General features: G+C 41.4%; 10 protein-coding genes and 4 tRNA genes. 8 read left to right on the top strand and 6 right to left on the bottom strand.

Going from position 1 to position 11,852, the window contains the following annotated elements; all coding sequences use genetic code 11:
* Window positions 1–7: 7 nt before the first annotated feature.
* From E0H94_RS08515 to E0H94_RS08505, 3 genes are all read right to left on the bottom strand, one after another.
* Window positions 8–598, bottom strand: coding sequence for a dual specificity protein phosphatase family protein (locus tag E0H94_RS08515; protein WP_131326006.1), 591 nt, complete (start codon window positions 596–598; stop codon window positions 8–10).
* The gene (locus E0H94_RS08510; RefSeq protein ID WP_131326005.1) at window positions 595–1,407 is read right to left on the bottom strand and encodes an MBL fold metallo-hydrolase; all 813 of its coding nucleotides are present in this window, start codon (window positions 1,405–1,407) and stop codon (window positions 595–597) included. The genes E0H94_RS08515 and E0H94_RS08510 overlap by 4 nt, the downstream gene beginning before the upstream one ends.
* Window positions 1,408–1,545: 138 nt before the next feature.
* Window positions 1,546–2,187, bottom strand: a complete 642-nt coding sequence (locus E0H94_RS08505) for a peroxiredoxin (protein ID WP_131326004.1) — start codon at window positions 2,185–2,187, stop codon at window positions 1,546–1,548.
* 335 nt (window positions 2,188–2,522) lie between these two features.
* On the opposite strand from E0H94_RS08505, the gene secA reads away from it, so the two are divergent.
* From secA to E0H94_RS08465, 8 genes are all read left to right on the top strand, one after another.
* The gene (gene secA, locus E0H94_RS08500) at window positions 2,523–5,255 is read left to right on the top strand and encodes a preprotein translocase subunit SecA (RefSeq protein WP_131326003.1); all 2,733 of its coding nucleotides are present in this window, start codon (window positions 2,523–2,525) and stop codon (window positions 5,253–5,255) included.
* A 176-nt stretch (window positions 5,256–5,431) separates the two neighbouring features.
* Window positions 5,432–5,788 (top strand): hypothetical protein, encoded by a 357-nt coding sequence (locus tag E0H94_RS08495; protein ID WP_131326002.1) that lies wholly within the window; start codon window positions 5,432–5,434, stop codon window positions 5,786–5,788.
* Window positions 5,789–6,008: 220 nt separating this feature from the next.
* On the top strand, window positions 6,009–7,229 hold the full coding sequence (gene argJ, locus E0H94_RS08490) for a bifunctional glutamate N-acetyltransferase/amino-acid acetyltransferase ArgJ (protein WP_131326001.1): 1,221 nt from the start codon (window positions 6,009–6,011) through the stop codon (window positions 7,227–7,229).
* A 149-nt stretch (window positions 7,230–7,378) separates the two neighbouring features.
* Entirely contained in the window at window positions 7,379–8,446 is a 1,068-nt protein-coding gene (nadA, locus tag E0H94_RS08485) for a quinolinate synthase NadA (protein WP_131326000.1), read from the top strand.
* A 154-nt stretch (window positions 8,447–8,600) separates the two neighbouring features.
* A tRNA-Pro gene (locus E0H94_RS08480) sits at window positions 8,601–8,677 on the top strand.
* Window positions 8,678–8,722: 45 nt separating this feature from the next.
* Window positions 8,723–8,799 (top strand) — tRNA-Arg (locus tag E0H94_RS08475).
* 33 nt (window positions 8,800–8,832) lie between these two features.
* Window positions 8,833–8,908, top strand: a tRNA-His gene (locus E0H94_RS08470).
* 4 nt (window positions 8,909–8,912) lie between these two features.
* Window positions 8,913–8,989, top strand: a tRNA-Pro gene (locus E0H94_RS08465).
* Window positions 8,990–9,236: 247 nt separating this feature from the next.
* On the opposite strand, the gene E0H94_RS08460 is transcribed toward E0H94_RS08465, so the two are convergent.
* Genes E0H94_RS08460 through E0H94_RS08450 form a run of 3 tightly spaced genes read right to left on the bottom strand, consistent with a single transcriptional unit; the run spans window position 9,237 to window position 11,399 of the window.
* Window positions 9,237–9,722: an OmpA family protein gene (locus tag E0H94_RS08460; RefSeq protein ID WP_131325999.1), complete on the bottom strand. Its 486-nt coding sequence runs from the start codon at window positions 9,720–9,722 to the stop codon at window positions 9,237–9,239.
* Window positions 9,723–9,732: 10 nt separating this feature from the next.
* Window positions 9,733–10,944, bottom strand: a complete 1,212-nt coding sequence (locus E0H94_RS08455) for a sensor domain-containing diguanylate cyclase (RefSeq protein WP_131325998.1) — start codon at window positions 10,942–10,944, stop codon at window positions 9,733–9,735.
* Between the two features lie 2 nt (window positions 10,945–10,946).
* Window positions 10,947–11,399 (bottom strand): YfiR family protein, encoded by a 453-nt coding sequence (locus E0H94_RS08450; RefSeq protein WP_227548569.1) that lies wholly within the window; start codon window positions 11,397–11,399, stop codon window positions 10,947–10,949.
* Between the last annotated feature and the right edge of the window lie 453 nt (window positions 11,400–11,852).

Genomic DNA, 11,852 nt, shown 5'->3' with positions numbered 1-11,852 from the left:
TCATGCTTTAAGATGGATTCGAGAGTTGCTCTTGAATCCATTTTACGTTTTCAGGGGTAAATAAATTTTCGATGTTTTGCCAAATGGGGTGGAAACCATAGCCTCCATATTTCATTTCTTGTAAAGCGTCATTAATACTCCATTGTTCAAAGATAATTCGATACATGGCAATGCTGGCACCTGTACGATCTGAACCGTGATAACAATGAATAAGTACTTTTTGTTGTTGTGCTTTTGCCAATTGAATTTGGCGCATCACAGCCAATAAATCTTCTCGATCAATAGCCCAAGTATGAATGGGAATATGCATCAATTTAAAATTTTGCGCATTCAAATTTTGCGGGTCTTGATGGCGCGATCTTAAATTAATCACAACATCAATATCATGAGCTTTGAGTGCTGTGGCCATTTCTGTATTGGGTTGTTCACTACGAAAGACATCAGCACTGATTTGATAAAAATTATCAGCTTGATTGATTAAGGTTCCCCATTCTGTTGGTCGAGCTTCGAGCGGTAGTGCAGGCGTGGTCATACAACCAGTAAAGCTTAACGTGCTGAGACATAGGCAGCTATAAAGTATACGGGTTTGAATTTTCATTGGTATCGGGCCAATTCTACAGGGTCATGTGCACAGATGAGTTGAACTTCAGGATGGGTTTGGGACAGGGTTTGCAATCGTGTTAAATTTTCCACACGTGCTTGATTATCTTCGGCAAAGAATTGTTCCACTTGATTTAAGGTTCTGAGCTTGTGCTGACCATCAAGTTGTAAATGTGAATAGTAGGCATCTCCACAGAACAGTAACCATTGATCTTGGTCGCGAACAGCAATACCACTGTGTCCTGCGGTATGTCCCAAGAGCGGAATCATCAACAGGTCATTTTCAAATAAATCAAAATTGCGAATCTGCTTGAGATTGAACCAGTCATCGTTAGCAATGGGTTCAATAAAGTTCCAGTAACGATGTTGTTGAAACTGCTTTACTTTATAACGCGCTTTGCGTTTGTAATGGTTCAAATTTTGTGTAGCATTGTATTCGGAAGACAGCACATGTACCGTCGCTTGAGGGAAATCAGAGATACCACCAGCATGGTCAAAATCTAAATGTGAGACAAAAATATGTTGCACATCTTTGGGGTTAAAGCCTAATTTTTGTATTTGTGCGATGGCCGTCAGTTCTAAATTGTTTTCAATTTTACCAAACCGCGCAATCATGTTGCCAAGACGGGCTTTGGTATGAAGGAGATCCTGCATACCTAAACCTGTATCAATCAAAACCAATCCACGGTCTGTTTCTAACAGTAAGCAATGACAGATCACATGAGCATGGAATCCTTTTTGCCCAAATAAGGGGCCGCAAACAGGGCACATGGTGCCGCAGTGTAAATGGTGAATGTTATGAATCACAGTCGTTATTCTTAAAATGGTTTGCTGTATTTATAACTGACTGTGACCAAAATACCAAATAGAACTTGGTCGACCTTTGGTGAAGCATAAGAAACCTGTCCGCAGACAGGTTCTCATGAACGTTGGAAAGACTACGTTTTATTTTAGATTCGGCTGTGGAGTAAGACGTAAATAAGGCTTTACTGCGGTATAACCTTTCGGGAAGCGTTGTTTGAGTTCATCCTCATCTTGTAAAGAAGGCACAATCACAACATCATCGCCATGCGTCCAGTTGGCAGGGGTCGCAACTTTATGATGATCAGTCAGTTGTAATGAATCAATAACACGTAAAATCTCGTGGAAGTTACGTCCTGTTGACGCAGGATAAGTAATGATTAAGCGGACTTTCTTATTTGGGTCGATAATCACCAAAGAACGTACCGTCAAGGTTTCACTGGCATTGGGATGAATAAAGTCATATAGGGTGGAGACCTTACGATCTTTATCAGCAATAATCGGGAAGTTGACCGTAGTATTCTGGGTTTCATTAATGTCCTGAATCCAGCCATGATGTGATTCGACATCATCGACTGACAATGCAATCGCTTTGACTCCACGCTGAGCAAATTCATCTTTTAGCTTCGCGGTGTAGCCCAGTTCGGTCGTACATACAGGCGTGTAGTCTGCGGGATGGGAAAACAGAATGCCCCAACTATCACCTAAATAATCATAAAAATTAATTTTTCCCTCACTTGAATCTTGCTCAAAGTTGGGTGCAATATCGCCTAAACGTAATGACATTTTTATTTACCTCAATTGTTTTGTGTATTTGATTTAAGTAAGACTATCGCGCAATTCTTTTACGCTGAAAAATAGCTTTTTTGCATTTACTTATGCCAATAAAGAATAAAAGAGTTGTATCAAGGTTGGAAAATATCCTGCCATTCAAGATGAACGCTCTATATCGCTTGGCTGAAATTTGTTACATTAATTCGCCTTAGATCTGTGGCTAGAACCTGTGATCAGAATTTTTTTATTGGTTTTGTGCAAAACCCTTGTACTTCAAATTTCTAGCACCATAATAACGTCTGAGAAAAAATTTATTCATTGACAAGCAAGATTTAGAGAGTCTATTCATGTTGGCAAGTCTGATCGGAGGAATCTTCGGTACCAAAAATGAGCGCGAACTCAAACGCATGCGTAAAATCGTAGACAAGATTAATGCGCTCGAGCCGACGATATCTGCCTTAAGTGATGCAGACTTATCTGCAAAAACCGAAGAATTCAAACAACGTTATAACAAAGGTGAAAGCCTCGATAAATTATTGCCTGAAGCATTTGCTGTCTGTCGTGAAGCGGCAAAACGTGTCATGGGTATGCGTCATTATGATGTGCAGTTGATTGGTGGTATTACCCTGCATGAAGGTAAAATTGCTGAAATGCGTACGGGTGAGGGTAAAACGCTCATGGGCACACTGGCGTGCTATTTGAATGCGATCAGTGGTCAGGGCGTGCATGTCATCACAGTGAATGACTACTTGGCTCAGCGTGATGCCGAGTTAAACCGTCCACTGTTTGAATTCTTGGGTTTAAGCATTGGGATTATTTATTCCATGCAGAACCCAACGGAAAAAGCAGATGCCTACCGTGCAGATATCACTTACGGTACTAACAATGAATTTGGTTTTGACTACTTGCGCGACAATATGGTGTTTGCGCTTGCAGAGAAAAAACAACGTGGTTTGATTTATGCCATTATTGACGAAGTGGACTCAATTCTTATTGATGAAGCACGTACGCCGTTAATTATCTCGGGTCAAAGTGACGACTCTTCTCAGCTTTACGCAGCGATCAATACCATTCCACCCAAACTGCATGCGCAAAAAGAAGAAAAAGTTGCAGATGGCGGTCATTTCTGGATTGATGAAAAACAACGTTCGGTAGAAATGACCGAAATTGGTTTTGAAACTGTTGAAAATGAATTGATTGAGATGGGTTTGTTGGCTGAAGGTGAGAGCTTATATTCAGCATCTAACCTCAACTTGGTGCATCACGTGACGGCTGCGATTCGTGCGCATTTCTTGTATCAACGTAACGTCCATTACATCATCCATGAAGGTGAAGTCATCATTGTGGATGAGAACACTGGTCGTACTATGCCAGGTCGTCGTTGGTCTGAAGGTTTACATCAAGCGGTAGAAGCCAAAGAAGGCTTGGAAATTCAGCCAGAAAACCAAACTTTGGCAACCACGACTTTCCAGAACTATTTCCGTTTATACAAAAAATTGTCAGGCATGACCGGTACCGCAGATACAGAAGCGGCGGAAATGAAAGAAATCTATGGTTTGGATGTGGTGATTATTCCAACGCACCGACCAATGATTCGTCAGGATCAAAACGATTTAATCTATTTGAATCGTAATGGCAAATACAATGCGATTATTCAAGAAATTCAACGTGTGCATGAAGCAGGTGTTGCGCCAATTTTGATTGGTACGGCAACCATTGAAGCCTCTGAAATTTTGTCAGAAAAGCTGAAAGAAGCAGGTATTCAGCATGAAGTACTGAATGCCAAGCAGCATGAACGTGAAGCCGATATTATTGCCCAAGCAGGTTCACCACGTGCGGTAACCATTGCGACTAACATGGCAGGTCGTGGTACCGACATTATTTTAGGTGGTAACTGGAAAGCTAAACTCGCGAAAATTGAAAATCATACACCTGAAGATGAAGCTCGCTTAAAAGAAGAGTGGGAACAAAACCACGAAATGGTTTTGGCGTCGGGTGGTTTACATATTATTGGTTCTGAACGCCATGAATCACGCCGTATTGATAACCAGTTGCGTGGTCGTGCGGGACGTCAAGGTGATCCAGGTGTATCACGCTTCTATTTGTCACTTGAAGATGACTTGATGCGTATCTTTGCGGGTGACCGTGTGGTTGCCATGATGCGTGCCATGGGCTTGCAAGAAGACGAAGCGATTGAACACAAAATGGTGTCGCGTTCTATTGAAAATGCGCAGCGTAAAGTGGAAGCCCGTAACTTTGATATTCGTAAGAACCTATTGAAGTACGATGATGTCAATAACGAACAACGTAAGATTATTTATTCACAACGTGATGATGTTCTGGCAGAAAATACCCTGCAAGAGTATGTCGAAGAAATGCATCATGAAGTGATGAAAGCGGTGATTGCCAACTATATTCCACCAGAGTCGATTCATGACCAGTGGGATATTGATGGACTTGAGCGCGCTTTGCGTGAAGAGTTTGCCGTTGATTTACCAGTCAATCACTGGTTGGAAAACGAGCGTCGTCTCGATGAAGAAGCACTGGTTGATCGTATTACTGATGAGATTGTCTCGCGCTACCGTTCACGTCGTGAACAAATGGGGCCAGAGTCGGCAGCCATGCTTGAGCGTCATTTTGTTTTGAGTGCCTTAGATCGTCATTGGAAAGATCATTTGGCGGCAATGGATTATTTGCGTCAAGGGATTCACTTACGTGGTTATGCACAAAAGAACCCTGAGCAAGAATACAAGAAAGAAGCATTCAACTTATTTGTCAATATGTTGGCTGTGATTAAAACGGATGTGGTGACTGATTTATCTCGTGTACATGTGCCAACGCCAGAAGAGTTAGCTGCGATGGAAGCACAGAAGCAAGCACAAGCCGAAGCAATGCAATTGAATCTTTCGCATGATGAAGTGGATGGATTAACAGGTGAAGTGACTTCGTTAGTTACTTCGGAGCAACATTCAGGTTTCAGCCCAGCGGAAGATCACAATGTAGTTGCACCAGTAAGCCGTAACTCACCTTGTCCATGTGGTTCAGGTTTAAAATATAAACAATGTCACGGTAAAATTTAATTTTATCAACTGACTAAAGTAAACCCTTGTATCACTTCTATCTTTTTGAAGTAATGCAAGGGTTTTTTGTTTTTGTGAGAACTGTAGTTAAATATTTTCAAGATGTGAATAAGGTTTGCAGTGTCTATTATTAAGTGGTATTAAGTTGCACATTGGAACCTGAAAAGCGAAAGATAATGAAAAAATTATTACGACCTTTAGTCATTGCTGTTTTGGCAATCCCGACTTTGGCTATGGCAAATACGCCTGCAACAACAACGGTTGCAAAAGTGCAGGCTGCTCAAGGTGCAACAACTGCATCAGCCACCGTACACGATACTAATGTGACGGTAATGAGCCCGCGCACAGGAATAAAATATGCTTTTCCAAATCCACAACAGCGTCCAATCATCTTAAAAACAGCAGCAGTGAGTGCTGCAACCACAGCAACGGCAACTCGTATTGTCGCTACAAACCCAGCACTTTCGGTGGAAAGCCAAGAACAAGCGAAACAAACCCTTGTCGGTAGTTCAACGCAGTTGGCTGCAAACTAAGTCAATACACCAAAAGGCAGCTTACGAGCTGCTTTTTTTTATGCATAAGTTTTCGCTCAAGCCTAATTGAAGTGAACGACATGCTATTTTTGATTGAGCTAAAAATAATTTTGCGTTGAGTAATCGGAATACGCAGGAAATTGCCTGAAACACCTCGATTTTTAGCTACATTTCTACTAAGCTGTGATACTTACTTGAACAACGAAATGGACATTTAAAAATGGCAGTGGGTGACGTTACTATGCCACAGATGCATGTGGTTAAAGGTGTAAAAATCGGTTCGGCCGAAGCATATATTCGCTATCAGAACCGACGTGATCTGGTCATTTTTGAATTTGCCGAAGGGTCAAATGTTGCAGGTGTTTTTACGCAAAATGCATTTTGTGCCGCACCGGTACATGTGTCTAAGGCACATTTAGCCATAGGAAACCCACGCTACTTAATTATTAATACCGGCAATGCCAATGCTGGTACTGGCACTTTGGGAATGCAAAATGCCCAAGAAACTTGTGTGCAATTGGCGAAATTGGCAGGTGTTAATCCAGAACAAATTTTACCTTTTTCCACGGGTGTGATTGGTGAGCAATTACCATTGCCACGTTTAGTTACAGGTTTACAGCCCGCGTTAGACAGTGTGCAGGAAGATGCTTGGACAGATGCTGCATTTGGCATTATGACCACAGATACCACACCTAAGGGAGCATCTGAGCAGTTTGAGCTAGATGGTGTTGTGTATACCATGACGGGTATCTCTAAAGGTGCTGGCATGATTCGTCCTAATATGGCGACCATGTTGGGCTATGTTGCGACGGATGCACCAATCTCACGTGCATTGGTTCAACAATTGTTACAGATTGCTGTGAATCAATCTTTTAACCGCATTACCATTGATGGGGATACTTCGACCAACGACTCATGTATTTTTGTCGCCACGGGTCAAGCAGGTGGTGTTGAAATTACATCAACAGAAGATGCGCGTTATGCAGCAGTGCTTGAAGTCCTTGTTCGTGTCATGAAACGCTTAGCACAACTGATTGTGCGTGATGGGGAAGGTGCAACCAAGTTCATGACGGTAGCTGTTGAAGGTGGTGCAAACACGCAAGAATGTTGTGATATTGCTTATAGTATTGCGCACTCTCCGTTAGTAAAAACGGCATTCTTTGCTTCAGATCCAAACTGGGGACGTATTTTGGCGGCCATTGGTTATGCTGGAGTAAAAAATTTAGAGGTTGAAAAAATTCAGGTTTGGTTAGATGATGTACAAATCTGTAAGGATGGTGGCGCTGCAGCGGATTATACGGAAGCCGAAGGCGCACGCGTAATGGCACAACCAGAGATTACCATTCGGGTGGACTTAGGTCGCGGTCAAGCGAAGGACACGGTCTATACCTGTGATTTATCTTATGACTATGTCAAAATTAATGCGGATTACCGTTCTTAATGGCATTTGAGTGAAGAAAAGCCTCCGTTGTGAGGCTTTTTTACCAAGTAAAGTTTTGAATGACTGGTCAAATTCAGCATCATGCTAAATTGACCGTGTTATGGATGCACCGCTTGTGAACAAGCAGCTGGGATAGAGAAGACGTTTTTATGAATGATGCGACCAATTTAATTGCCAATGACGCAAAATTGATTGTGCAGGCGCATTTAGACCGTTTAGGCGAGCCAAAAGACAATCATTGGACTGAGCAAGCCAAACAGGAAAAATTTGAACAAATCAAAGCGGAATTGAAAAAACGTGATGCTGTTCTTGTCGCGCATTATTACTGCGACCCTGAAGTTCAGGAATTGGCAGAGTTGACGGGCGGCTGTGTATCGGATTCCTTGGAAATGGCGCGCTTTGGTCGTGATCATGCAGCCTCGACCTTGGTAGTAGCAGGTGTGAAATTTATGGGGGAAACTGCAAAAATTCTCTCCCCAGAAAAAACGGTACTGATGCCGACGCTAGAAGCAACCTGCTCACTCGATTTAGGCTGCCCTGTCGATGAGTTCACTGCATTCTGTGATCAGCACCCTGATTATACTGTCGTGGTTTATGCCAATACCTCTGCTGCTGTAAAAGCACGTGCAGATTGGGTCGTGACTTCTAGTTGTGCCGTCGAAATTATTGAACACTTGGATAGCTTGGGTGAGAAAATCATTTGGGCACCCGATCAGCATTTGGGTCGTTATATTCAAAAGAAAACGGGTGCAGACATGCTGCTTTGGGATGGTGCATGTATCGTACATGAAGAATTCCGTGCCCGTGGTATTGCTAATATGAAAGCACTCTATCCAGATGCTGCGGTTTTGGTTCATCCTGAATCGCCAGAGTCTGTGGTTGATATTGCAGATGCTGTTGGAAGTACTTCGCAACTGATTAAAGCTGCACAGACCTTACCGCATGAACGTTTAATCGTGGCGACAGATCGCGGCATTTTCTACAAAATGCAACAAGCGGTACCCAATAAAATTTTAGTTGAAGCACCGACGGCAGGTGAGGGAGCGACATGTCGTTCTTGTGCACATTGTCCTTGGATGGCGATGAATGAATTGGATGGTATTTTGCAAGTATTACAGCAAGGCGATCAGGAAATTCATGTTGATCCAGCCTTGGCTGAACGTGCCAAATTACCTTTAGATCGTATGCTTAACTTCAGTGCGAGCTTAAAACGTTAAAATTTGTATAAAAAATATCAGAAATGCTTGATATTTATACGGTTGATGTGTTTTTTTAACTTTTTTTAAATATAGGTGTTGACGTTCTCGGGCGTCACGCCTAGAATGCACACCGTACCGCACGATGTGCGATACGGTAAAAGCTGAGATGAATCGGAGCATAGCACAGCCTGGTAGTGCACCTGGTTTGGGACCAGGGGGTCGTAGGTTCGAATCCTACTGCTCCGACCAATTCTTCAAGGCAAAGTATCATATGATATTAGTATCATCGGTCATGCGCCTGTAGCTCAGTTGGATAGAGCATCCGCCTTCTAAGCGGATGGTCACAGGTTCGAATCCTGTCAGGCGCGCCATTTGGTAGCTTGATATTGTAGAACTATATAGTGGTGGATGTAGCTCAGTTGGTAGAGCCCTGGATTGTGATTCCAGTTGTCGCGGGTTCGAATCCCGTCATTCACCCCAATTTCGGAGCATAGCACAGCCTGGTAGTGCACCTGGTTTGGGACCAGGGGGTCGTAGGTTCGAATCCTACTGCTCCGACCATTTATTAAAATGGTCGAGATAAAGATGCCGCGTTAAGCGGTTTTTTTATGTCTGAAATTTAATAAGCCAACATCAGATCACCTTAAATCTGCATCATAATGGTTAGAGTAATTGCCACCTTATGTTTCAAGTATTGAAAATCAAAAAAAGGTTATCTAGGCAAATTGCTAGACAACCTGAAATATGATGAGTGTTGATAGGTTTGTAAGTTATTTTATAACTTGAATATAGTTTAGTGATTCAAATATTAAGGGATAATAATAATATTCACACGACGGTTGGTCGCACGATTTTCATCAGAGCTATTTTCTACAAGGGATTGTGAAGAACCTCGTCCAATGGTGTGAAGATTGTTGGGTTGAAAGCCTGTTTGAAGAAAAATTGTAGATACACTGGTCGCGCGTTTTTCTGACAAAAGTTGATTGTAAGTACTGTCACCAATATCATCGGTATGACCAACAATCTTAATTTTATTGAGCTTATATTTTTGTAACTGTGTTGAAAGGCGCGTAAGTTCGTCAGTTTGCTCAGCTTTAATCTCATAGCTGTCAAAACCAAATAATAAGCGCTCGGGTAAGCGTAAACTCCAGCCTTCATCAGTTAATACGAAGCCCTCTTTTTTCAGCATGCGAGCTTGCTTGTAGTTTAAATGTCCCCAACTGGCACACGCACTCAAAACGCTACTGAGCAATAGGATGAGCGCGAGTTTAATAGGGCGGGAAAGGGTTATCATTGTAAAGTTCCTAACGTAGAGAGAAGTACCAGCCTTGTTGCAATGTTTTTGCTTTATACATTGCGCTATCGGCGGCCGTGATGAGATCTTCAGGACTATGCGCTTGCTCGGTTGAAGCAATCCCGATGGAGAAGCTGAAATAAATCTGGTGTTGATCAAAATGAAGCGGCTGTTCACAGCATTTCAATAAATTTTCACTCATTTTGCTGAGGTGCTCGGTCTTGGACACGTTGCGAATGAGGACAGCAAACTCATCTCCACCCAGACGTGCAATAAAATCATCTTGTCTTAAGCTGTTTTGCAATCGTTTAGCCATTTCCTGTAATACAGCATCACCCGCCAAATGACCATATTGGTCGTTGATTTCTTTAAAGTTGTTATTATCAATAAAAAATAATGCAGAGGTGGTCTTGGGAGATTGTTCAAAGCTGGCCAAGAGTGTTTGATAAAAATAATGACGGTTAGGTAGTTGTGTGAGTTGGTCATGTAATGCTTGATGAGCCAATACATCATTTTCCGCACGTAGTTTTTGGGTTGATGCTTGAATCTTATCTAGCAATTCATTAAATACCTCATTCAGTTGTTGTAGTTCTTTGATATTTGAATGTGGCAGGCGCAGTTGATAGGCTTTAAATTCACTAATTTCGCGTGCAGTAGAAACCAGTGGGTGAATAGAACGCATTAAATATTGGTATGTCGAGCGGACAGACCAAAGAAGTGCAAATAAAATTAAAATAATAGCCAGACATAAGCCGATTAAAATTTTAAAGAAAAAATCTAACAGGCTTTGCGAACTACCATAGACCACGATCGAACCGTAATACTGCTGATTATGCCGAATAGCCATCTCAATGGGTTGTTGAAAAAATAAACGATCTAAAATACTTTGAGTGTTTTGGAATGATTGAACCGTTTGTTTGCTGTTTGCAATTTCATGTTTTGAGGGATCAAGAACTTGAATGGAGCGAATAGAATATTGTGTAGTGTAGTTATTTAAAATTTGCTGGATGGTGATGCGGTCATTAAATACCATTGCGGGTTGTATACGCTCACTCAATGACTCTGCAAGAATATTTAAGCTTTGCTTTGCATAAGTGTTCATGGTGTAGGTGGAAACGACAATAAAAATAAGCGTGCAAATCGAAAAAGTTAAAGCAAACATCGCCAGTTGTGAGCGTTTAAACAGAGATTGCAGGGAGGTCATGTGGGAAAATTTAGTCATTCTTATTGCTCCGCCGCTTTCGCAAGCAATAACACACGTGGATCAACTCGTACTTTGGATTGACTTAAACTGTCTAAATTCACTTTAAATGAGGTGTTGTTATTACGTGTGTAAAGGCAGAAGGCACTTCCAATTTCACAGGCTTGGTTGGTCGAACTAAAAGAGAGGGGAGGATCCTGTCTTTGACTGTGAATAATTTTCTGTTCTTCTTGTGGTGAAAATGTCGATAAAAAAATGGCATTACACGAAGACTTATCTAATTCATTTAAACGAATCGATGAAATTTTGTAATGATAACCTTGCAAGCGAATAGCTTGATTAAATTGCACAGCGTAGTTTGGATTGTCAATCACACACAAAGCTGGAGTAGGGGTATTCCATTTCGCATAACTTAAGATAGATAAGGTGATAATAAACATATTATGTGTAGAAACGGCATATACAGGCTTTGACATCAACACAGTGATGAAAATAAATACATAAACCTTTATTTTAGTGTTAACCATTTCAAGTAATTTATTGAATAAGTGAAATAAGTTAATGATTGTAGCTAAAACTAGTCAATAAAAATAGTTCTCATATTTAGAGATAGCAACGCTAGAAATAGTATTTTGTGGTTAAAAAAAGAACGCTTGATAATTTAATTTTAAAAAGGGTATTGCAACGGTTTGGGAATACTGTAGAATGCACATCCATCGGCGGTGATGTTGATTAAAACTTGTTGAGAAACAAGGATTTAGCCCAAGCGGTAGAATCTGGAAGTCTTGAAGGGGTTTAAAAATAATTAACAAAACCTGTTGACTTTGATTGAAATTAGAGTAACATAGCCGACCTAGCTTGATGATGACGAGTCATCAAGAAGATCATTAAGAGATTATGAAGAACAACTTGTGTGGATTTTTACTGAT

The organism is Acinetobacter sp. ANC 4173, from assembly GCF_004331255.1.
Classification (GTDB): Bacteria; Pseudomonadota; Gammaproteobacteria; order Pseudomonadales; family Moraxellaceae; genus Acinetobacter.
Note: the sequence above shows the minus strand (reverse complement) of the source record. Positions and strands in the feature narration are given on the sequence as shown.